Annotated in this window: 20 protein-coding genes; 11 read left to right on the top strand and 9 right to left on the bottom strand. The window is 67.0% G+C overall.

What is annotated here, in order from left to right; translation table 11 throughout:
• Positions 1-22 precede the first annotated feature (22 nt).
• From ACVK00_RS30155 to wrbA, 3 genes are read right to left on the bottom strand one after another with little or no spacing between them, the layout of a single operon-like run.
• Positions 23-1,444: an FAD-binding oxidoreductase gene (locus ACVK00_RS30155; protein WP_284892811.1), complete on the bottom strand. Its 1,422-nt coding sequence runs from the start codon at positions 1,442-1,444 to the stop codon at positions 23-25.
• A 20-nt stretch (positions 1,445-1,464) separates the two neighbouring features.
• Positions 1,465-1,857: a DUF2069 domain-containing protein gene (locus ACVK00_RS30160; protein WP_284892679.1), complete on the bottom strand. Its 393-nt coding sequence runs from the start codon at positions 1,855-1,857 to the stop codon at positions 1,465-1,467.
• Entirely contained in the window at positions 1,854-2,474 is a 621-nt protein-coding gene (wrbA, locus tag ACVK00_RS30165) for an NAD(P)H:quinone oxidoreductase (RefSeq protein ID WP_228907396.1), read from the bottom strand. Before wrbA ends, ACVK00_RS30160 begins: the two co-directional genes overlap by 4 nt.
• A gap of 144 nt (positions 2,475-2,618) precedes the next feature.
• On the opposite strand from wrbA, the gene ACVK00_RS30170 reads away from it, so the two are divergent.
• Entirely contained in the window at positions 2,619-3,950 is a 1,332-nt protein-coding gene (locus ACVK00_RS30170; protein ID WP_228907397.1) for a YihY family inner membrane protein, read from the top strand.
• 18 nt (positions 3,951-3,968) lie between these two features.
• Here the strand turns inward: ACVK00_RS30170 and ACVK00_RS30175 are convergent, their stop codons facing one another.
• On the bottom strand, positions 3,969-4,286 hold the full coding sequence (locus tag ACVK00_RS30175; protein ID WP_228907398.1) for an Mpo1-like protein: 318 nt from the start codon (positions 4,284-4,286) through the stop codon (positions 3,969-3,971).
• 157 nt (positions 4,287-4,443) lie between these two features.
• Here ACVK00_RS30175 and ACVK00_RS30180 point away from each other — a divergent pair, with 157 nt between their 5' ends.
• From ACVK00_RS30180 to aroC, 3 genes are all read left to right on the top strand, one after another.
• Positions 4,444-4,899 (top strand): CBS domain-containing protein, encoded by a 456-nt coding sequence (locus tag ACVK00_RS30180; protein WP_006755543.1) that lies wholly within the window; start codon positions 4,444-4,446, stop codon positions 4,897-4,899.
• 142 nt (positions 4,900-5,041) lie between these two features.
• Positions 5,042-6,976 carry an MFS transporter gene (locus ACVK00_RS30185; protein ID WP_228907399.1) on the top strand — a complete coding sequence of 645 codons (1,935 nt, stop codon included), beginning with the start codon at positions 5,042-5,044 and terminating at the stop codon, positions 6,974-6,976.
• Positions 6,977-7,173: 197 nt separating this feature from the next.
• On the top strand, positions 7,174-8,274 hold the full coding sequence (gene aroC, locus ACVK00_RS30190) for a chorismate synthase (RefSeq protein WP_284892652.1): 1,101 nt from the start codon (positions 7,174-7,176) through the stop codon (positions 8,272-8,274).
• 69 nt (positions 8,275-8,343) lie between these two features.
• On the opposite strand, the gene ACVK00_RS30195 is transcribed toward aroC, so the two are convergent.
• Positions 8,344-9,420, bottom strand: a complete 1,077-nt coding sequence (locus tag ACVK00_RS30195; RefSeq protein ID WP_284892650.1) for a LacI family DNA-binding transcriptional regulator — start codon at positions 9,418-9,420, stop codon at positions 8,344-8,346.
• Positions 9,421-9,658: 238 nt separating this feature from the next.
• Here ACVK00_RS30195 and rbsK point away from each other — a divergent pair, with 238 nt between their 5' ends.
• From rbsK to ACVK00_RS30210, 3 genes are all read left to right on the top strand, one after another.
• Positions 9,659-10,588 (top strand): ribokinase, encoded by a 930-nt coding sequence (gene rbsK / locus ACVK00_RS30200; protein ID WP_284892648.1) that lies wholly within the window; start codon positions 9,659-9,661, stop codon positions 10,586-10,588.
• A 63-nt stretch (positions 10,589-10,651) separates the two neighbouring features.
• Positions 10,652-11,971, top strand: a complete 1,320-nt coding sequence (locus tag ACVK00_RS30205) for an MFS transporter (protein ID WP_284892646.1) — start codon at positions 10,652-10,654, stop codon at positions 11,969-11,971.
• 44 nt (positions 11,972-12,015) lie between these two features.
• Complete coding sequence (locus ACVK00_RS30210) at positions 12,016-12,963, top strand: dihydrodipicolinate synthase family protein (protein WP_228907404.1); 948 nt, start codon at positions 12,016-12,018, stop codon at positions 12,961-12,963.
• A gap of 112 nt (positions 12,964-13,075) precedes the next feature.
• Here the strand turns inward: ACVK00_RS30210 and ACVK00_RS30215 are convergent, their stop codons facing one another.
• Positions 13,076-14,749 carry an electron transfer flavoprotein-ubiquinone oxidoreductase gene (locus ACVK00_RS30215; RefSeq protein WP_284892643.1) on the bottom strand — a complete coding sequence of 558 codons (1,674 nt, stop codon included), beginning with the start codon at positions 14,747-14,749 and terminating at the stop codon, positions 13,076-13,078.
• A 178-nt stretch (positions 14,750-14,927) separates the two neighbouring features.
• On the opposite strand from ACVK00_RS30215, the gene ACVK00_RS30220 reads away from it, so the two are divergent.
• Together ACVK00_RS30220 and ACVK00_RS30225 are read left to right on the top strand one after the other, a co-directional pair.
• A complete protein-coding gene (locus tag ACVK00_RS30220) occupies positions 14,928-15,704 on the top strand; it encodes an SDR family oxidoreductase (RefSeq protein WP_006753332.1) in 777 nt (258 codons plus the stop codon).
• A gap of 32 nt (positions 15,705-15,736) precedes the next feature.
• Complete coding sequence (locus tag ACVK00_RS30225; RefSeq protein ID WP_284892641.1) at positions 15,737-16,168, top strand: acyl-CoA thioesterase; 432 nt, start codon at positions 15,737-15,739, stop codon at positions 16,166-16,168.
• A gap of 106 nt (positions 16,169-16,274) precedes the next feature.
• Here ACVK00_RS30225 and ACVK00_RS30230 read toward each other — a convergent pair whose 3' ends face one another.
• Positions 16,275-16,820, bottom strand: coding sequence for a PAS and helix-turn-helix domain-containing protein (locus ACVK00_RS30230; RefSeq protein WP_011656664.1), 546 nt, complete (start codon positions 16,818-16,820; stop codon positions 16,275-16,277).
• Between the two features lie 223 nt (positions 16,821-17,043).
• Here ACVK00_RS30230 and ACVK00_RS30235 point away from each other — a divergent pair, with 223 nt between their 5' ends.
• Positions 17,044-17,748: a CoA transferase subunit A gene (locus ACVK00_RS30235; protein ID WP_006753329.1), complete on the top strand. Its 705-nt coding sequence runs from the start codon at positions 17,044-17,046 to the stop codon at positions 17,746-17,748.
• A 1-nt stretch (position 17,749) separates the two neighbouring features.
• Positions 17,750-18,391, top strand: a complete 642-nt coding sequence (locus tag ACVK00_RS30240; RefSeq protein WP_175655837.1) for a CoA transferase subunit B — start codon at positions 17,750-17,752, stop codon at positions 18,389-18,391.
• Positions 18,392-18,468: 77 nt separating this feature from the next.
• Here the strand turns inward: ACVK00_RS30240 and ACVK00_RS30245 are convergent, their stop codons facing one another.
• Both ACVK00_RS30245 and ACVK00_RS30250 read right to left on the bottom strand, forming a co-directional pair.
• Positions 18,469-19,182 carry an SDR family oxidoreductase gene (locus ACVK00_RS30245; RefSeq protein WP_284892636.1) on the bottom strand — a complete coding sequence of 238 codons (714 nt, stop codon included), beginning with the start codon at positions 19,180-19,182 and terminating at the stop codon, positions 18,469-18,471.
• A 38-nt stretch (positions 19,183-19,220) separates the two neighbouring features.
• Entirely contained in the window at positions 19,221-20,231 is a 1,011-nt protein-coding gene (locus tag ACVK00_RS30250) for a polysaccharide deacetylase family protein (protein ID WP_284892634.1), read from the bottom strand.
• Positions 20,232-20,241 lie beyond the last annotated feature (10 nt).

Below are 20,241 nucleotides of genomic sequence, written 5' to 3' on the forward strand. Positions count from 1 at the left end.
CGTCGCTCCGGGGTGGGGGGCTTCAGCGCAGGACCTTGCCGGGATTCATCAGCCCGCGCGGGTCGAGCGCCGTCTTCAGCGTGCGCATGAGCGCCGTTTCGACCGGCGACTTGTAGCGCTGCGCGTCGTCGATCTTCAACTGGCCGATCCCGTGTTCCGCGCTGATCGTGCCGTGGTGGCGATGCACGTTGTCGTAGACGATCCGGTTGATCGGCTTCTGGAATTCCGCGAGGAACGCCTTCGGGTCGCCGCCTTCGGGCGTCTGCACGTTGTAGTGCAGGTTGCCGTCGCCGAGGTGGCCGAACGTGACCATCCGCGCGCCCGGCGCGGCCTGCTGGATCGCCGTGTCGGTTTCGTCGATGAAGCGCGCGATCGACGAGATCGGCACCGCGATGTCGTGCTTGATGTTGAGTCCCTCGTCGGCCTGGGCGAGCGGAATGTGTTCGCGCAGGCCCCAGAACGCGCGCGATTGCGCGAGATTTTCCGCGACCACCGCGTCGACCACGAGCCCGGCCTCGAATGCCTCTTCCATCAGCTTCTCGAACAGCGCGCGCGCATGCGCTTCGCTCTCGTTGTCCGACAGCTCGAGCAGCACCGTCTGCGCATGGGGGCGATCGAACGGGTAGCGCAGCTGCGGATAGTGCTTGCCGACGAGTTGCATGCAGAAGTCCGACATCAGCTCGAAGCCGGTCAGCAGCGGGCCGGCCGCGCGCTGCGCGAGCGCGAGGAAGTCGAGCGCCGCGTGCGGCGACGCGAGCGCGGCCAGCGCGGTGACTTGCGCGGCGGGCAGCGGATGCAGCTTCATCACGGCGGCCGTGATGATCCCGAGCGTGCCTTCCGCGCCGATGAACAGGTCGCGCAGGTCGTAGCCGGTATTGTCCTTGCGCAGCCCGCGCAGGCCGTCCCAGATCTCGCCCTGCGGCGTCACGACCTCGAGCCCGAGGCACAGTTCGCGGGCGTTGCCGTAGCGCAGCACCGCGGTGCCGCCCGCGTTGGTCGACAGGTTGCCGCCGATCGTGCAGCTGCCTTCGGCGGCGAGGCTCAGCGCGAACAGCCGGCCGCCTTCGCGGGCGCGCGCCTGCACGTCCGCGAGGATCACGCCGGCTTCGACCGTGATCGTGTTGTTGTGCGGATCGAGCGCGCGCACGCGGTTCAGGCGCGCGAGGCTCAGCACGGCCTGGCCGCCGCTCGCGTCGGGTGTCGCGCCGCCGGCGAGGCCCGTGTTGCCGCCCTGCGGCACGAGCGCGACGCCGTGCGTGTTCGCGAGCCGGACGAGCGCGGCGACTTCCGCCGTATCGGCCGGTTTCAGCACCGCGCACGCGCTGCCCTTGTAGCGGCGGCGCCAGTCGGTCAGGAACGGCTCGGTGTCGTGCGGATCGGTCAGCACGCCGGCGGCGCCGATCGCGTCGCGGCAGGCGGATACGAAGGCTTCGGAAGAAATCATCACGGTCGGTCGCGTAAGGGTCAGGACGCAGCGCGCTGCTTTTTCGCCGCGCGCTTGAACGGCGCGACGTAGGCAAGCGCCGCCACGAAGAAGCCGACGGCGAGCGCGGTCTCGCACCAGCCGAGCGTCGCGGACAGCCCGCGGTCGGACATGCCGCGCACGATGCCTTCGGCAAAATAGACGAGGATCAGCATGCTCGCCCACTGCATCGTATAGATGTTACGCCGCCAGACGCCGGGCAGCGCGAGCGCGAGCGGCACGGCCTTGAGCATCAGCGCCGAGCCGCCCGGGCGCAGCGGCGCGAGCCACAGCTCCCATGCGAGCGACAGCGCGATCAGCGCGACCAGGCACGCGGCGGCGGCCAGTGCGTAGCGCGGCCGGGCGACGACGGCGGGGCGGGGGGGCGAGTTCATGCGGCTTCGGTCGCCTGAGCGGCGGACAGCGCGGCCGCCGCGCGGGCGAGCCGCACGCCGAGCGCGGCCGCGAGCGCTTTTTCGTCGGCCGACAGCCCCGCGGCCGCGCTGCGATCGTGCTGCGACACGTGCGACGCGCCGTAAGGCGTGCCGCCGGTGCGCGTCGTGCTGAGCGCGGCTTCCGTGTACGGGATCCCGACGATCATCATCCCGTGATGCAGCAGCGGCAGCATCATCGACAGCAGCGTCGATTCCTGGCCGCCGTGCAGGCTGCCGGTCGACGTGAACACGCTCGCCGGCTTGCCGGTCAGCGCGCCCGACAGCCATTGCGGGGTCGTGCCGTCGAGGAAATACTTGAGCGAGGCGGCCATGTTGCCGAAGCGGGTCGGCGAGCCGAGCGCGAGGCCCGCGCATTCCTCGAGATCGCGCAGTTCCGCGTACGGCGGGCCGTCGGCGGGGATGTCGGGGGCGGTGGCTTCGCAAACCGTCGAGACGGACGGCACGGTGCGGATGCGCGCCTGCATGCCGGGCACGCTGTCGACGCCGTTCGCGATCGCGAGCGCGAGATCTCGCGTGGCGCCGTGACGGCTGTAATAGAGGACGAGAATGTCTTTCATGGGCGACGGGGCCGCGTGCGGCCGCGCGGATGCCCGGTGCAGTCGGCCCCTGCTGGATCGAGCGGCTATTATAGGGGCTGAAGTCGTCGCGCAGCGCGGCGGCGGCGCGCCGTCGGGCGCGCGGCATCAAGAAGGAGAAACCGTTTGCCGAAGTTGAGCGTCGATCTCGACACCATCAAGCGCCTCGCGCAGTTCGCGGCCCGGCGCAGCGCCGAGGATCGCATCCCGCAAGTGGCGGGCAGCCTCACGTTCACGACGATGCTGGCACTCGTGCCGCTCGTGACGGTCGCGTTCGCGCTGTTCACCGCGTTCCCGATGTTCTCGTCGTTCCAGATCTCGCTGCAGGGGTTCCTCGCGGACCACCTGATGCCTGCGCAGTTCAACGTCCAGATCTTCAAGTACCTGAACCAGTTCGCGTCGAAAGCCAAGGGGCTGACGACGGCCGGCCTGATCGTGCTCGTCGTCACGTCGGTGATGACGATGATGACGATCGAATCCGCGTTCAACCTGATCTGGCGGGTGCGCAAGCCGAGACCGTTCGCGCAGCGCGTGCTCGCGTACTGGGCGCTGATCACGCTCGGCCCGCTGCTGTTCGGCGTGAGCCTGTCGATCTCGTCGTACCTGTTTACGCAGTCGCTGGCGTTCACCGGCGCCGCGCCGTCGACGTCGATCGTCGAGTGGCTGCTCGCGCTCGTGTCGCTGCCGCTGACCGTGCTCGCGTTCACGCTGCTGTACGTGTACCTGCCGAATTGCACGGTCGCGTGGCGCGACGCGGTGATCGGCGGGCTGTTCGCGGCCATCGCGTTCGAGCTTGCGAAGCGCGGCTTCGGCTATTACGTGCGGCGCATTCCGACCTATACGGCCGTATACGGCGCGTTCGCGGCGCTACCAGTGTTCCTGCTATGGGTGTACCTGAGCTGGTTCATCGCGCTGCTCGGGGCGATGGTCGCATCCGCGTTGCCGGCGATCCGCGTCGGGCAGTTCCATCGCATCCACTATCCGGGCAGCGACCTGCTCGACGCGCTCGAATTGCTCGCGCGGCTGGCCGAGGCGCACGCGGTCGGCAAGGCGGGCTACACGGCGACGCGGCTCGCGACCATGTTGCGCTGCGACATGGAAACCGCGCAGCGGCTGCTGCTGACGATGGAGGAGCGGGAATGGATCGCGCGGCTGGATGGCGGTGAAGTCGGGCCGCGCTACATCCTGCTGGCGAACCCGGCGCGCCTGACGCTCGCGCAGCTGTTCGACGTGCTGGTGATCGACCGCACGGAGTTGACCTACCAGCTGCAGCGGCGGCGCAGCCACGTCAATGGCGCGGCCTTGCTCGAGGTGCTGTCGAACGACCGCTTCGACGTATCGCTCGCGTCGCTGATCGCCGCGCACCGGCTGACGGGCGCGCAGCCGGCGGAAAGCGTGCCCGGGCCGGTGCCCGGCGGGGCGCCCGACCCGCACGCGCGGCCGCCGAAAACGGCGTGACGCGGTGCCGGGCGGGTGTCACAGCCCAATCTTGCCCGTGCAGATGTCCTTGAACATCACCCAGTCGCCCATCAGGCTGTAGATCGGGTGCCGGAACGTGGCGGGGCGGTTCTTCTCGAAGAAGAAGTGTCCGACCCACGCGAATCCGTAGCCGCACACGATCGCCGCCGGCAGCCACAGCCAGTGGCCCGTCGCGATCGCCATCGCGACGCAGCCGATCACGCCGAGCGAGCCGATGAAATGCAGCCGCCGCGACGTCAGGTTCTGGTGTTCGTTCAGGTAGTACGGGTAGAAATCAGCGAAGCTGGCGAATTGCTCCGTATGCGTATGCGCCATGGCCGTCTCCTCTGGCCGCCGTCCATGCAGCCATTGTGCGGCGGGCGGCCCGCGTCCGCAAGCGCCGGCGGCCGCGCCGCGCGGGCCCGCGCTTTCCTTTTGACAGGCTTTCCGATAGGATCGAAAGCGATTTGCATTCAAGCATGAGGGGACTACGATGCGCGTCAGCGATATTCTGAAAGTGAAGGGCAACACGCTGTTTACGGTGACGCCCGATAAGCCGCTGCGCGAAGCGGTCGATACGATGGCCGAACACGATATCGGTTCGCTCGTCGTGATGGAGTACGGCGATCTCGTCGGGATGCTGACGTTCCGCGAGATCATCCTGCGCCTGCATGTCAACGGCGGTGCGATCGGCGACGTGCAGGTGCGCAAGGTGATGGACGAGCCGCTCACCTGCACGCCGGAAACCGATGTCAACGAAGTGCGCCGGATGATGCTCGAGCGCCATGCGCGCTACATGCCGGTGCTCGACAAGAAGGTGCTGATGGGCGTCATCTCGTTCTACGACGTCGCGAAGACGGTCGTCGAGGCGCAAAGCTTCGAGAACCGGATGCTGAAGGCGTACATCCGCGACTGGCCGGAATCGGAAGCCGAAGCGCACAAATCGTGAAGCGCGTCGCGCCCGGTGCCATGACGCGCGGGCGCTGCCATTCGACGACCGGCGGCGCAGGTTCAGCCTGCGCCGCCGTTTTTTCAACAACAACAACACGAGGCCCGCGCAGCTTCGCCCAGACGATGCGCGCGTATTCCGCATGAGCGATCACACGCAAGTCTCTTCCGCGTCGCGCGGCGAACGGCGCGCCCACGCGTCGCAGTTCGACCTGTTGCGCCAGCGCCGTTTCGCCCCGTTCTTCACGACCCAGTTCCTGGGTGCGCTGAACGACAACGTATTCAAGATCGGTTTCACGTCGCTCGTCACCTATCACACCGCGCGTTTCTCCGGCGTCGATGCGAAGACGGCCGCGTTCCTGATTTCCGCGATCTTCATTTTGCCGTTCGTGCTGTTCTCGGCCACGTCCGGCCAGATCGCCGACAAATACGACAAGGCGACGCTCACGCGTTTCGTGAAGACCTTCGAGATCGCGCTGATGCTGGTCGGCGCGGCCGGGTTCGTCACGCACAGCGCGACGCTGCTGTATCTGTGCACGTTCATGATGGGGATGCACTCGACGCTGTTCGGCCCCGTCAAGTATTCGTACCTGCCGCAGCATCTCGGCGAGCATGAGCTGGTCGGCGGCAACGGCCTCGTCGAGATGGGCACGTTCATCGCGATCCTGATCGGCACGATCATCGGCGGCGCGGCTGCGGGCATCGAAGGCAGCGGCGAGCGCGTGCTTGCCGTCAGCGTGGTCGTCATCGCGCTGGCGGGGCGGCTCGTCGCGCAACGCGTGCCGCCGACGCCGGCGCCGCAGCCCGATCTCGTGATCAACTGGAACCCGTTCAGCGAGACGTGGCGCAACCTCGGCCTCGCGAAGCAGAACCGCACCGTGTTCCTGAGCCTGCTCGGCATCTCGTGGCTGTGGTTCGTCGGTGCGACGTTCCTCACGTCATTCTTCAATTTCGCGAAGGACGTGCTGTCCGCGAGCCCCGACGTCGTCACGGTCCTGCTCGCGACGTTCTCGGTCGGGATCGGCCTCGGCTCGCTGCTGTGCGAGCGGCTGTCGCAGCGGCGCGTCGAGATCGGCCTCGTGCCGCTCGGCTCGATCGGCATCAGCGTGTTCGCGATCGAGCTGTATTTCGCGAGCCGCTCGCTGCCGTCGCCCGGCCATCTGCTGTCGGTGGGGGAATTCCTGGCCGGTGGGCGCCACTGGCGCATCCTGGCCGACCTGTTCCTGCTCGCGATGTTCGGCGGTTTCTACAGCGTGCCGCTGTATGCGCTGATCCAGAGCCGCAGCGCGCCGACCCACCGTGCGCGGATCATCGCCGCGAACAACATCCTGAACGCGCTGTTCATGATCCTGTCGGCCCTGATGGCGATGGGGCTGACCCACGCCGGTGTCGGCATCCCGGGCCTGTTTCTCGTCACCGCGCTGCTGAACGTCGTCGTCGCGACGTACATCTACCTGCTCGTTCCCGAGTTCCTGTTGCGCTTCGTCGCGTGGGTGCTGGTGCACACGTTCTACCGGATTCGCCTCGTGCATGCGGAGCGCATCCCGGAGGAGGGCGCGGCCGTGCTCGTGTGCAACCACGTGAGCTACGTCGATGCGCTCGTGCTGGCCGCCGCGAGCCCGCGGCCGATCCGGTTCGTGATGGATCACCGCATCTTCAAGGCACGTTTTGCGAGCTGGGTGTTCCGGCATGCGAAGGCGATTCCGATCGCGCCGCGCCACGAGGATCCCGACATGCTCGCGCGTGCGTACGACGCGTGCGAGGCCGCGCTGAAGGACGGCGAACTCGTGTGCATCTTCCCCGAAGGCAAATTGACCAAGACGGGTGACATCAACACGTTCCACCGCGGCATCACCGAAATCCTGGGCCGCACGCCGGCGCCCGTGATTCCGATGGCGCTGCGCGGGCTCTGGGGCAGCTATTTCTCGCGCCATTCCGATGCGCGGATGCCGCGGCCCATCAAGCGCGGCGTGATGAGCCGGCTGACGCTCGCGGTCGGCGAGCCGATATCGGCATCGATCGCCACACCCGAGGCGCTGCAGGCCGCGGTGACCGAACTGCGCGGCGCGCGCAAGTAAGCGCGGCGGGCCCGGCGGCATCGTGCCGGGCCGGATGGATGGCCGGCCCGTGTGGTCTGAACGGTTCACACGGCCCGCCGGCCCGGGACGGCTGGCATAATAGCGGTTTACCTCTTTTTCTCGACCGGCAAACGATCGGCCTGCCCGCGGCCCCGGCAGCGCATCGGTTTGTCCACTTCTCTTTGGGCGGTTCCATCATGTCCGGCAATACCCTCGGCACGCTTTTCACTGTCACGACCTTCGGCGAATCGCACGGTCCCGCGATCGGCTGCGTGATCGACGGCTGCCCGCCGGGAATGGGGCTGACCGAAGCCGACATCCAGTTCGAGCTCGATCGCCGCAAGCCCGGCACGTCGCGGCACGTGACGCAGCGCCAGGAGGCCGACGAGGTCGAGATCCTGTCGGGCGTGTTCGAAGGCGTGACGACCGGCACGCCGATCGCGCTGCTGATCCGCAACACCGACCAGCGCAGCAAGGACTACGGCAACATCGTCGAGACGTTCCGTCCCGGCCATGCCGACTACACCTACTGGCAGAAGTACGGCATCCGCGATTACCGCGGCGGCGGCCGTTCGTCCGCACGCCTGACCGCGCCGATCGTCGGCGCGGGCGCGGTCGCGAAGAAGTGGCTGCGCGAGCGTTTCGGCGTCGAGGTGCGCGGCTACATGAGCGGCCTGGGCGAGGTCGACGTGCCGTTCGTCGACTGGTCGCATGTGCGCGAGAATCCGTTCTTCTCGCCGAACGCGGCGATCGTTCCGGAGCTGGAAGCCTACATGGACGCACTGCGCAAGGACGGCGACTCGATCGGCGCGCGCATCGACGTCGTTGCGTCGGGCGTGCCGGTCGGCTGGGGCGAGCCGGTATTCGACCGTCTCGACGCGGACATCGCGAAGGCAATGATGAGCATCAACGCGGTGAAGGGCGTCGAGATCGGCGCGGGCTTCGACAGCGTCGCGCAGCGCGGCTCGGTGCACGGCGACGAACTGACGCCGGCCGGCTTCATCGGCAACCATGCGGGCGGCGTGCTCGGCGGGATTTCGACCGGGCAGGACATCACCGTGTCGATCGCGATCAAGCCGACGTCGAGCATCCGCACGCCGCGCCGTTCGATCACGAAGGCCGGAGAAGAGGCGACGGTCGAAACCTTCGGCCGCCACGACCCGTGCGTCGGCATTCGCGCGACGCCGATCGCCGAGTCGATGCTCGCGCTGGTGCTGATCGATCATGCGCTGCGCCATCGCGCGCAGTGCGGCGACGTCGAGACGTCGACGCCGAAGATCGCAGGCAGCGCGACCTGATGCGCGCGGGCCGGCGCCTGCCGGCTCGACCGATGGAATGCGAAACGGGGCGCCTTGAGCGCCCCGTTTTCATTGAGCTGCCCGCGCCGGCGGTGGCGGCGCGGCCGATTCACGCACCCGCAGTTCCGGCAGCACAGCGTAACCGGGCCTGGCTTCGCCGTTCCCGAGCGCGTCGAGCAACGCGTGGGCGGCCTTGCGCCCGATCGCGGCGGTGTCGACCCACATCGTCGTCAGTGACGGCCGGATTTCGCGCGCCAGCGCGACATCGTCGAATCCGGTGATAGACAATTGCGACGGCACGTCCAGCCCCAGTGCCTGCGCCTCGAGCAGCGCGCCGAGCGCGAGGGCGTCGTTGCCGCAAATCACGGCCGTCGGGCGCGTCGCCCCGCTGTCGGCAATCGCGCGCAGGCTCGCCCGCCCGAACGCGATCGTTGCCGCGCCCTCGTGCTGGTGTACCGGGCGAACCGCGAGCCCGCGCGCGGCAAGCGTGTCGTGAATGCCGCGCAGGCGGGCCTGCACGCGGTCGTTGTCCGCGGAGGGCTGCATGATGATCGCGAAATCGCGATGGCCGAGGTCGAGCAGGTGCGTGGTCAGCCGTGCAAATGCCGCGCGGTTGTCGAAGCCGATGCAGCAGTGCGGGCTGTCGTCGCGATACGCGTAGGTCACGACATACGGCACGCGATGCTGGTGGAGCAGTTCGAATACTTCCGGCGGATACGCTTCACCGACCAGCGACACGGCTTCCACGCCGCGCGACAGCATCGCGCGCACCTGTGCCAGCGCTTGCGCGGGGTCGTAATTCGAGCAGCCCAGAAAGAGGGTGATGCCGTGTTCGGCCATGACCGCCTGCATTCCCGCTACCTGCGACGCGAACACCTGGTCGTCGAGTGTCGGGATGATCGCCCCCGTGATGTGGGTGCGCGTGGACGCGAGTGCGCGGCCGGCGGCGTTCGGAATCCAGTTCAGCGCGCGTGCGGCGTCGCGCACGCGCTGCTGTACGTCGGCCGATACCTTGCCGGGATCGTTGTACACGCGCGAAACGGTCGCGGTCGACACGCCGGCGAGTTTCGCGACATCCCCGAGCACCGACCGGCCGCTGCCCCGGCGTGCGCGCGTCGCGCCACCGCTGGAAGGAGGCGTGCTCATCGGGCCCCCCTGGCCACGGCTGTCGCGCAGACGCCGCCCGTTCTGAAAAGCGCCATCGTTTACCCTCGATTCATCGTGGTCCCGCTTGCATTTCCATTCCTGCCTGTGAGAATGTAAGCGCTATCTTGATGCGAATCCGTATTATGTCAGACATAGATTCCAGCTGCATTGTGAAGTTTTTGTCGACGTCGGCCTTTCCGGCCATTTTGTTTGTCTCAAATGTAAGCGGTTACATTCGATGATGAGTTCTGTAAAGCCACCCCGAATCGCCGTCGTCGGCAGCGTCAACGTCGATCTCGTCACACGCGCGCCGCGTCTGCCCGTACCGGGCGAAACACTGCTCGGCACCTCGTTCCAGACCGTCCACGGCGGCAAGGGGGCGAACCAGGCGGTGGCTGCCGCGCGCCTCGGTGCGTCGGTCGCGATGATCGGCTGCGTCGGCAACGACGCGTTCGGGGCACGCCTGCACGACGCGCTTGCGGCGGAGCGTATCGACGTGACGCACCTGCACCGGATCGACGGGGAGGCAACCGGCGTCGCCACGATCACGGTCGACGCACACGGGGCGAACAGCATCGTCGTCGTGCCCGGTGCGAACGCATGTCTCGATGCCGCATTGATCGACGCGTCGCGCGACGTGATCGCCGGCGCGGCGCTGATGGTGTGCCAGCTCGAGGTGCCGATCGAGACCGTCGCGCGCGCCATCGGCAGCGCCATCGCCCATCGGACGCCCGTGCTGCTCAATCCGGCGCCCGCCCGGCCGCTGTTCGACGCATTGCTGGCCCGCATCGACTACCTCGTCGTCAACGAAACGGAAGCGGAGTCGCTGACCGGCATCGCCGTCGGCGACGACGCATCGGCGGTGCGCGCCGCCGATGTGCTGTGCGCGAAGGGCGTCGGCAACGTGCTGGTCACGCTCGGCGCGCGCGGCGTCTGCTGGCGAGGGACGGCAGGGCACGGCCGCCATCGGGCGAGGGCGGTGGTCGCCGTCGATACGACGGCGGCCGGCGACACCTTCGTCGGCGGGTTCGCGGCGGCCCGTGCGAGCGGTGCGTCGATGGATGACGCAATTGCATACGGCCAGCACGCGGCCGCGATCAGCGTGACGCGCCACGGCGCGCAGACCTCGATTCCCACACGCGAAGAAGTGGAGCGTGCGGCCGTATAGATTCCGCGACGACGGAAAGGGCCGGAGCCCGGCCAACCATTCAGGACAATGGAGACAGACGCAATGAACGAGAATCATGCAGTTCCGACTGCGCCCCCACGTATCCGGCGCGGACAACGTATCGCGCTCGCGCTGTTGATGGTGAGCGGTATCGTCAACTATCTCGACCGCGGCACGCTGGCCGTCGCGAGTTCGGCCATCCGGAACGATCTGGGTCTGTCGCTCTCCGAGATGGGCTTGCTGCTGTCTGCATTTTCGTGGAGCTATGCGTTATGCCAGTTCCCCGTCGGCGGACTCGTCGATCGCATCGGACCGCGCCGTTTGCTGGGCGTCGGGCTGATCGTCTGGTCGCTCGCGCAGGCGTCGGGCGGCATCGTCGCCACCTTCGGCTGGTTCATCGTCGCGCGTATCGTGCTCGGCATCGGCGAGGCGCCGCAGTTCCCGTCGGCGGCGCGGGTGGTGAGCAACTGGTTTCCGCTGCGCGCGCGCGGGACGCCGACCGGCATCTTCAACGCGGCATCGCCGCTCGGCACCGCGCTCGCGCCGTTGCTGCTGGCGGTGCTCGTCGCCTCGTTCAACTGGCGCTGGGCGTTCGTCGCGACGGGGGCGCTCGGCCTCGTCGTGGCCGTCATCTGGTTCGCCCTGTACCGCGATCCGGCGCGTGCGCAATTGACGGCAGCGGAACGGACGTATCTCGATGACGATGCGCAGACTGCCGTCGCGATGCCGAAGCTGACCTTCGCCGACTGGCGCAGCCTGTTCTCGCACGGTACGACCTGGGGCATGCTGATCGGATTCTTCGGGTCCGTGTATCTGAACTGGGTCTACCTGACCTGGCTGCCGGGGTACCTGACGATGGAGCGTCACATGAGCCTCATTCGCACCGGGTTTGCGGCGTCGGTGCCGTTCCTGTGCGGATTCGTCGGCTCGCTGGTCGCCGGCTGGCTGTCGGATGTGGTCACGCGCCGCAGCCGCTCGCCGGTCGTGAGCCGGCGCAACGCGGTGGTCGTCGCGATGCTCGGGATGGTCGCATTCACGATTCCAGCCGCGCTCGTGCAGAGCAACACGGTCGCGCTCGCGTGCATTTCGGTCGTGATCTTTCTCGCCAATGCGGCATCGGCGTGTTCGTGGGCGCTCGCGACGGCGGCCGCACCGCCGAGCCGCATCGCATCGCTCGGCGCGATCCAGAATTTCGGCGGTTTCATCGGCGGGGCGCTCGCGCCTATCCTGACGGGTGTCATCGCGCAGAAGTGGTCGTTCGTGCCCGCGCTGCTGACGGCGGCGGCAATCGCATTCGCCGGTGCGATGGCCTACCTGCTGCTGGTTCGCAAGCCGATTCCCGAGCAGGCCGCGAGCACCGCCTCCGGCGCGCTGCCGGCCTGAGCGCCGCGCCACCATCACGTATTGACGAAAGCAAGGAGAAACAGATGCAACACCATCAGCAGTCGAGCGCGACCATCGAGGGGATCGTACCGGTGATGCTGACGCCGTTCGACGACGCCGGTGCCATCGATTACGCGGGGCTCGAGCGACTCATCGAATGGTATCTGGCGCACGGCTCGGATGCGCTGTTCGCGGTCGCACAATCGAGCGAGATGCAGTTTCTGAGTCTGGCCGAACGGGCGGAACTCGCGCGTTTCGTGGTCGAACGCGTGGCCGGGCGCGTGCCCGTCGTCGCGTCCGGGCACATCAGCGACGATCTCGATGCGCAGGTCGCCGAGCTGCGCGCGGCCGCGGAATCGGGCGCGCAGGGCGTCGTGCTCGTGACCAATCGGCTCGACCCGCAGCGCAAAGGCAGCGCCGCGTTTCTCGACCATCTTCACAAGCTGCTTGCGCGCCTGCCGTCGGATTTGCCGCTCGGCTTGTACGAATGTCCGGCGCCTTACCGCCGATTGCTGTCCGACGACGAACTGCGTGCGTGCATCGACACCGGCCGCTTCGTGATGCTCAAGGACGTGAGTTGCGACCTGGCGACGGTGAAGCGGCGCGTTGCGCTCGCCGCGGGATCGCCGCTGAAGATCCTCAATGCGAACGCCGCGATCGCGTGGGATGCGATGAAGGCGGGCTCCGCCGGCTTCAACGGCGTGTTTACCAACTTTCATCCGGATCTGTATCGGTGGTTGCGCACGCAGGGCGACTCGGATCCGGCGCTCGCCGACGAGTTGTCGACGTTCCTGGTGGTCTCGGCCGTATCGGAAGTGCTGGGCTACCCGGCGCTGGCGAAGATCTATCACCAGCGGATCGGCACGTTCGCGTCGATTCGCTGCCGCGCGATCGACTATGACGTGCGCGAGCGGTTCTGGGCGCTCGATGCGGTGCTCGACAAGATCGTGTCCGGTACCGAGCACTTCCGTCGGCGGATCGCGGCGCGCTGACCGGGCCGCTCGGGCGTGTCGTGCATGCGTCGCACGCCGGAGCGCGGGCAGGGCAGCATCGACGGTCGAACGGGCGAAAAAAACGCCGCGCGAGGCGGCGTTTTCCGGCGGGTTACATGTTCGGGTAATTCGGCCCGCCACCGCCTTCCGGCGTGACCCACACGATGTTCTGCGTCGGGTCCTTGATGTCGCAGGTCTTGCAGTGCACGCAGTTCTGCGCGTTGATCACGAGCCGATCGCTGCCGTCGTCGTTCTTCATGAACTCGTACACCGCCGCCGGGCAGAAGCGGGCCTCCGGCCCTGCGTACGTGCGCAGGTTCACGTTCACCGGCACGTTCGCATCCTTCAGCGTCAGGTGCGCCGGCTGGTTTTCCTCGTGATTCGTGTTCGAGATGAACACCGACGACAGCCGGTCGAACGTCAGCTTGCCGTCCGGCTTCGGATACTCGATCGGCGTGCACTGCGACGCCGGCTTCAGCATCTCGTGGTCCGCATGCTTGTGGTGCAGCGTCCACGGCACGTTGCCGCCCATCACCTTCTGCTCGAGCCCGACCATCAGCGTGCCGAGGTACAGCCCCTTGGCCATCCATTGCTTGAAGTTGCGCGCGCGGTACAGCTCCGTGTACAGCCACGATTGCTTGAACGCATCCGGATACGCGTTGAGTTCGTCCGACTGACGGCCGGCCTGCACCGCGTCGAACGCGGCGTCGGCCGCCAGCATGCCGGTCTTGATCGCCGCGTGGCTGCCCTTGATCCGCGATGCGTTCAGGAAGCCCGCGTCGTCGCCGATCAGCGCACCGCCCGGGAACACCGTCTTCGGCAGCGACAGCAGGCCGCCCGCGGTGATCGCGCGCGCGCCGTACGACACGCGCTTGCCGCCCTCCAGGAATGCGCGGATCGACGGATGCGTCTTGTAGCGCTGGAATTCCTCGAACGGCGACAGGTACGGGTTCGTATAGCCCAGGCCCACCACGAAGCCGACCACCACCTGGTTGTTGTCCATGTGATACAGGAACGAGCCGCCGTACGTATCGGACTTCAGCGGCCAGCCGGCCGTGTGGATCACGAGGCCCGGCTTGTGCTTCGCGGGATCGATTTCCCACAGCTCCTTGATGCCGATCCCGTACGCCTGCGGATCCGCGTTCGCGTCGAGCTTGAACTTCGAGATCAGCTGGCGGCCGAGGTGGCCGCGGCAGCCTTCGGCGAACAGCGTGTACTTCGCGTGCAGCTCCATGCCGAGCTGGAAGTTCTCGGTCGGCTCGCCGTCCTTGCCCACGCCCATGTTGCCGGTGGCGACGCCCTTCACCGAGCCGTCGTCGTTGTACAGAATCTCGGCAGCCGGGAAGCCCGGGAAGATCTCGACGCCCAGCGCTTCCGCCTGTGCCCCCAGCCAGCGCGTGACGTTGCCCAGCGAGATCACGTAGTTGCCGTGGTTCTGGAAGTTGGCGGGCAGCGCCCAGTTCGGCGTGGTGACCGCGCTCTGCTCGGACAGGAACAGGAAGCGGTCTTCCGTCACCTCGACGTCGAGCGGTGCGCCGCGTTCCTTCCAGTCGGGGAACAGTTCGTTGATCGCGCGCGGATCCATCACCGCGCCCGACAGGATGTGCGCGCCGATCTCGGAACCCTTCTCGAGCACGCACACGCCGATCTCGGTGCCTTTCTCGGCGGCCAGCTGCTTGAGCCGGATCGCCGCAGACAGCCCGGCGGGGCCGCCGCCGACGATCACGACGTCGTATTCCATCGATTCGCGCGGGCCGTACTGCTCGATGAGGCTTGCGGGGGTCATTGGCGTTCCTCTAACCGTTAGAATGCTTTTATTCGGGAGCGTATTGTCTGCGAAACGAAACGCTTGCCGCAACAGCATGCGAATAGATTAGCACGATCGTTCTATTTTTTGTGCCAGGGTTATGCTGCGTGGGACAGGGCGCCCGTCGCGGCGAAACGATATCGAAAGGGGATGTGCAATGGGTCGATCGATCAATCTGGAAGGCAAGGTCGCGCTGGTCACGGGCGCATCGAGCGGTCTCGGGCAACGCTTCGCGCAGGTGCTGTCGCAGGCCGGTGCGAAGGTCGTGCTCGCGAGCCGCCGCGTCGAGCGCCTGAAGGAACTGCGCGCGGAGATCGAGGCGGCGGGCGGTGCCGCACACGTCGTGTCGCTCGACGTCACCGACGTGCAGAGCATCAAGGCGGCCATCGCGCACGCGGAGACGGAAGCCGGTACGATCGACATCCTCGTGAACAATTCGGGCGTCTCGACGATGCAGAAGCTCGTCGACGTGACGCCGGCCGATTTCGAATTCGTGTTCGATACCAACACGCGCGGCGCGTTTTTCGTCGCGCAGGAAGTCGCGAAACGGATGATGATGCGCGCGAACGGCAACGGCAAGCCGCCGTACCGGATCATCAACATCGCGTCGGTGGCCGGCCTGCGCGTGTTTCCGCAGATCGGCCTGTATGCGATGAGCAAGTCGGCGGTCGTGCAGATGACGCGCGCGATGGCGCTCGAATGGGGCCGCCACGGGATCAACGTCAACGCGATCTGTCCGGGCTATATCGATACCGAAATCAATCATTACCTGTGGGAAACCGAGCAGGGCCAGAAGCTGCAGTCGATGCTGCCGCGCCGGCGCGTCGGCAAGCCGCAGGATCTCGACGGGCTGTTGTTGCTGCTCGCGGCCGACGAGTCGCAGTTCATCAACGGCTCGATTATCTCCGCCGACGATGGCTTCGGCCTCGCCTGACTGGATGACACTCAGCAACAAAGAAGACTGCAATGAGCGATTATTCCCCCGTATTTGAAATGTCGATGCCGATCCGCTGGGGCGACATGGATGCGTTCGGCCACGTGAACAACACGGTCTATTTCCGCTACATGGAACAGGCCCGGATCTCGTGGTTCGAGGAACTCGGCATCGCGGGCGGCAACGGTGAGGGGCAGGGGCCCGTGATCGTCACGGCGTCGATGGAGTTCCTGAAGCAACTGCACTATCCGGGCGACGTGATCGCGCGGATGTCGGCCGCGAAGCCTGGCCGCAGCAGCTTCGACACAGGTTTCGAGCTGACGCGCGCGGACGATCCGCAGCACGTCTATGCGCGCGGCAATGCGCGCTGCGTGTGGGTCGACTATGCGCTCGGCAAGTCGGTGGCGCTGCCGCAACTGTTGCGCGATACGATCGAGCGCGCGCTCGCGGCGAAGGTCGGCTGAGCGCCGCGGCATCGAACCCGGTGCGCGGGCGCCGGTGTGTCGCCATTTCCTGAGAGTCCCCCGAATCGGCCGTGTCACGCGGCCGATTGCCATTCCGGCGCGCGTGTTACTGGCCGAGCAGGCGCTGCAGCAGTTCCGGCGTATTGTTCGTGCCGTACTTGCGCATCAGCCGCGCGCGGTAGATGTCGACCGTGCGCGAACTGATGTCGAGCATGCGCCCGATCTGCTTGCTGGTCTTGCCGGTCGCGAGCTGCGCGGCGATCTCGCGTTCGCGCGGCGTCAGCTCGACGGCGACGCGGCGTGTCGCGCTCAGGTCCTCGAAGGTCCAGATGCCGGCCGCGAGCGGCGCGGTGCGGTCGAGCGCGCGGCCCGTCACGTGGCACCAGAACAGCTCGCCGTCGGCCCGTTTCATGATTCTGTCATCGGCGTAGATGCCGTTCGCGATCATCACCCGCGAAATGCGTTCGCCGATCCGCTGGAATTCGCCCGGCGACGGATAGAGCACCTCGTACGACTTCCCGAGCAGATCGGCCCGCGCGCAGCGGAAGATCGACGCGAGCGCGTCGTTGCAGTCCTCGATCACGCGGTCGCGCGACATCACGAGGCCGAGCGGCGCGAGGTGAAAGGCAGTCTGGTAATCGAGAGCGGGCATGGCGCAGGCAAGCGGAGGGAAACGCTTATGTATTTTTGCGTATTGTGCCGTATCCGCGCCGCATCGTACCCTTTCAGGCATCTCGCGGCGGTTTGTCGCGATATAAAAACAGCGCGCCTCGACGCAGGTATCGCCGTGCATGCATAGAATGATGCGGCGGGCTTGCGGCCCAGTGGGCGCGTGAACCGGTTTTGCTGGTTTCCATAGAGGAAGGGACAAACAGATGAACAAAGTCTATCCAAGCGCGGCCGCCGCGCTGGAAGGGATCGTCCGTGACGGACAGACCTTCGCGGTGGGCGGCTTCGGCCTGTGCGGGATTCCCGAGGCGCTGATCGGCGCGTTGCGCGATTCGGCCGTCAAGGGCATCACCTGCATCAGCAACAACGCGGGCGTCGACGGCTTCGGTCTCGGCCTGCTGCTGGAAACGCGCCAGATCAAGAAGATGATCTCGTCGTACGTCGGCGAGAACAAGGAGTTCGAGCGCCAGTATCTGGCCGGCGAACTCGAGCTCGAATTCACGCCGCAGGGCACGCTCGCCGAGAAGCTGCGCGCGGGCGGCGCCGGCATTCCCGCGTTCTTCACGAACACCGGCTACGGCACCGTGATCGCGGAAGGCAAGGAAACGCGCCAGTTCGGCGATCGCCACTACGTGCTCGAGCCGTCGCTGACGGCCGACGTCGCGCTCGTGAAGGCGTGGAAGGCCGACAAGTCCGGCAACCTGATCTATCGCCGCACCGCGCGCAACTTCAACCCGATGTGCGCGATGGCGGGCAAGATCACCGTCGTGGAAGTCGAGGAGATCGTCGAGAACGGCACGCTCGATCCGGACCAGGTCCACACGCCGGGCATTTTCGTGCAGCGCATCGTGCTGAACGCGACGCCCGAGAAACGCATCGAACAACGCGTCGTACGCGCGAAAGGAGACTGACATGGCCTGGAATCGTGACCAGATGGCCGCGCGCGCGGCGAAGGAACTGCAGGACGGCTTCTACGTGAACCTCGGCATCGGCCTGCCGACGCTCGTCGCGAACCACGTGCCGGAAGGCGTCGAGGTGTGGCTGCAGTCGGAGAACGGCCTGCTCGGCATCGGCCCGTCGCCGACCGAGGACGAAGTCGACGCGGATCTCATCAACGCCGGCAAGCAGACCGTCACGACGCTGCCGGGCTCGTCGATTTTCTCGTCGGCCGATTCGTTCGCAATGATTCGCGGCGGCCACATCAACCTCGCGATCCTCGGCGCGATGCAGGTCAGCAAGACGGGCGACCTCGCGAACTGGATGATCCCCGGCAAGATGATCAAGGGGATGGGCGGCGCGATGGATCTCGTCGCGGGCGTGAAGCGCGTCGTCGTGCTGATGGAGCACGTCGCGAAGGGCGACCAGCACAAGATCCTCGACGAATGCAACCTGCCGCTGACGGGTGTGGGCGTGGTCGACCTGATCATCACCGATCTCGGTGTGATCGAAGTGACGCCGGCCGGCCTGAAGGTGCTCGAGCTCGCCGACGGCGTGAGCGCGGAAGAGATCCAGACGAAGACGGGCGCACCGCTCGATGTGAGCGCGGTCGCCTGAGCACCGTCCTTTGCGCATGACCATCGACGTCCCGCGTTCCTGACGGAACGCGGGGCGTTTTGCCATGACCGCATGCGTCACGCGATCGCGCCGCCGCCGTCGATCAGCACCGTCGAACCAGTCGCGTAAGGCGTCGTGGCCAGGTAGACGATCGCGTTCGCGACGTCCTCGGGCTGGCCCACGCGGCGTGCGGGAAGGCGCTGGGCGGCGCCCGCGTACATCGCATCGCGCGCGTCGGGTGCGAGCTTGTCCCACAGCGGCGTCGCGATCAGGCCCGGCGACACGGTGTTCACCCGCACGGGCGCCAGTTCGAGCGCAAGGCCGCGGGCGAGCGCCTCGAGCGCCGCGTTGATCGCACCCTGCAGCACCGACGACGCGTTCGGCCGCACGCTGAGATAACCCGACACGAATGTCAGCGAGCCGCCGGGTGCAATATCGATCGAGCGGGCGATGCGGTATGCGCCCCAGAACTTGCTGTCCATCGCTGCCTGCGCGTCGGCAAGCGGCAGTGCGCGCAGCGGGCCCGTGGCCGTCTTCGCGGCCGAAATCACGACGTGGTCGAACTGGCCGACGCGCGCGCAGAACGCATCGACGGCCGCCGTATCGGTGATGTCGAGCGCTTCGGTGCGCACGTGCTCGTCCGGCGTGGCATCTGCACCGGCCCTGGCCGGCTTGCGCGATGCGATCGTGACGACAGCGCCGCGTTGCGCGAAGGCTTTCGCTGCCGCGGCGCCGATGCCCGAGCTGCCGCCGACGACAAGTACTTTGTTTCCGTGGAGTGGATCGTTCATGGTGGTCGTTCCGAGGAGAAGAGGTGAGTGCAATCCGGTCAGATCGTTTCGGTTTCGCGCAGCGTCGACGGGCTGCGCAGCGCGAAGCGGGCGATGTCGTCCTTGCGCATGAAGGCCACCCCCGGATGCGATCGAGCGTAACGCAGGAAAGCGTCCCAGGCGCGGACCATCTGCGGCGTGCCGCTGATCCGGTCGTGCGCGCTGATCGACATCAATCTGCGCCGCTGCCCGGCTTCCGCGTACAGCTCGTCGAAATCGAGCTTGATCTGCTCGAGAAACATCGTCGGCGAGTAGTTGCGGCCCTCGATCAGCAGGATGTCGTTGTTGCGCAGGGTGTACGGGACGACCACGAAATCGCGACCGCCGACGGTCTCGATGAAGGGCTCGTCCCGGCTGACGTCGTCGATGTGATACACGTAACCGAGTTCCTGCAGCAGCGGCAGCGTGTGCGGCCCGCGCCGCAGCCAGTTGCAGTTGTAGCCGATCGGGCGCTGTCCCGTCGCCGCTTCGACCATGTCGCGGGCTTCGGTGAGGAAGCGACGTTCGTCGTCGCGAGTCATCGCGAATTGCGAGCGCCATGTCGGGCCGTGCGCGGCCGCTTCGTGGCCGCGCGACACGATCTCGCGCGCCAGGTCGGGATGCCGGCGTGCGGCCTCACCAATCATGTGCGACGTGACTTTCACACCGTGCCGATCCCACAGGTCAAGAAGGCGCGGAATCCCTTCACGATAGCCATACGCGAACCACGTGGCCGACGCCAGATCGACCGGCACCGACGATGGAAATTCGACGGGCGGGAACGGGCTGTCCGCGCCCTTGGGCGGTTGTCCGCCGGCCTCGAATTGCATCGAGATCGAGATGACGAGCCGCGTATCGTTCGGCCAGAATCCGCCGGTGCTCGTGTCTTTCGGCTGCGGTGCCGGCGCGGCGGCGGCCGGCCGGGAGGCGCCCGCGACCACCGCGACGCCGGCCGCCAGCCCGGCGCCGGCCTGTGCAAGAAACGTGCGGCGCGCCGGAGGCGTCGCCGAATTGGAGTCGTTGTCAGTCATCGTCTTCTCC

This window comes from Burkholderia sp. PvR073, from assembly GCF_054055695.1.

What these genes read in the sequence shown, in the direction of transcription:
- ACVK00_RS30215 (WP_284892643.1), bottom strand. Translation starts at nt 14,749, where the DNA reads ATGACCCCCGCAAGCCTCATCGAGCAGTACGGCCCGCGCGAATCGATG.
- ACVK00_RS30160 (WP_284892679.1), bottom strand. Translation starts at nt 1,857, where the DNA reads ATGAACTCGCCCCCCCGCCCCGCCGTCGTCGCCCGGCCGCGCTACGCA.
- ACVK00_RS30235 (WP_006753329.1), top strand. Translation starts at nt 17,044, where the DNA reads ATGAACAAAGTCTATCCAAGCGCGGCCGCCGCGCTGGAAGGGATCGTC.
- ACVK00_RS30175 (WP_228907398.1), bottom strand. Translation starts at nt 4,286, where the DNA reads ATGGCGCATACGCATACGGAGCAATTCGCCAGCTTCGCTGATTTCTAC.
- aroC (WP_284892652.1), top strand. Translation starts at nt 7,174, where the DNA reads ATGTCCGGCAATACCCTCGGCACGCTTTTCACTGTCACGACCTTCGGC.
- ACVK00_RS30195 (WP_284892650.1), bottom strand. Translation starts at nt 9,420, where the DNA reads ATGAGCACGCCTCCTTCCAGCGGTGGCGCGACGCGCGCACGCCGGGGC.
- ACVK00_RS30240 (WP_175655837.1), top strand. Translation starts at nt 17,750, where the DNA reads ATGGCCTGGAATCGTGACCAGATGGCCGCGCGCGCGGCGAAGGAACTG.
- rbsK (WP_284892648.1), top strand. Translation starts at nt 9,659, where the DNA reads ATGATGAGTTCTGTAAAGCCACCCCGAATCGCCGTCGTCGGCAGCGTC.
- ACVK00_RS30225 (WP_284892641.1), top strand. Translation starts at nt 15,737, where the DNA reads ATGAGCGATTATTCCCCCGTATTTGAAATGTCGATGCCGATCCGCTGG.
- ACVK00_RS30210 (WP_228907404.1), top strand. Translation starts at nt 12,016, where the DNA reads ATGCAACACCATCAGCAGTCGAGCGCGACCATCGAGGGGATCGTACCG.
- ACVK00_RS30155 (WP_284892811.1), bottom strand. Translation starts at nt 1,444, where the DNA reads ATGATTTCTTCCGAAGCCTTCGTATCCGCCTGCCGCGACGCGATCGGC.
- ACVK00_RS30220 (WP_006753332.1), top strand. Translation starts at nt 14,928, where the DNA reads ATGGGTCGATCGATCAATCTGGAAGGCAAGGTCGCGCTGGTCACGGGC.
- ACVK00_RS30180 (WP_006755543.1), top strand. Translation starts at nt 4,444, where the DNA reads ATGCGCGTCAGCGATATTCTGAAAGTGAAGGGCAACACGCTGTTTACG.
- ACVK00_RS30185 (WP_228907399.1), top strand. Translation starts at nt 5,042, where the DNA reads ATGAGCGATCACACGCAAGTCTCTTCCGCGTCGCGCGGCGAACGGCGC.
- ACVK00_RS30205 (WP_284892646.1), top strand. Translation starts at nt 10,652, where the DNA reads ATGAACGAGAATCATGCAGTTCCGACTGCGCCCCCACGTATCCGGCGC.
- ACVK00_RS30245 (WP_284892636.1), bottom strand. Translation starts at nt 19,182, where the DNA reads ATGAACGATCCACTCCACGGAAACAAAGTACTTGTCGTCGGCGGCAGC.
- ACVK00_RS30250 (WP_284892634.1), bottom strand. Translation starts at nt 20,231, where the DNA reads ATGACTGACAACGACTCCAATTCGGCGACGCCTCCGGCGCGCCGCACG.
- wrbA (WP_228907396.1), bottom strand. Translation starts at nt 2,474, where the DNA reads ATGAAAGACATTCTCGTCCTCTATTACAGCCGTCACGGCGCCACGCGA.
- ACVK00_RS30230 (WP_011656664.1), bottom strand. Translation starts at nt 16,820, where the DNA reads ATGCCCGCTCTCGATTACCAGACTGCCTTTCACCTCGCGCCGCTCGGC.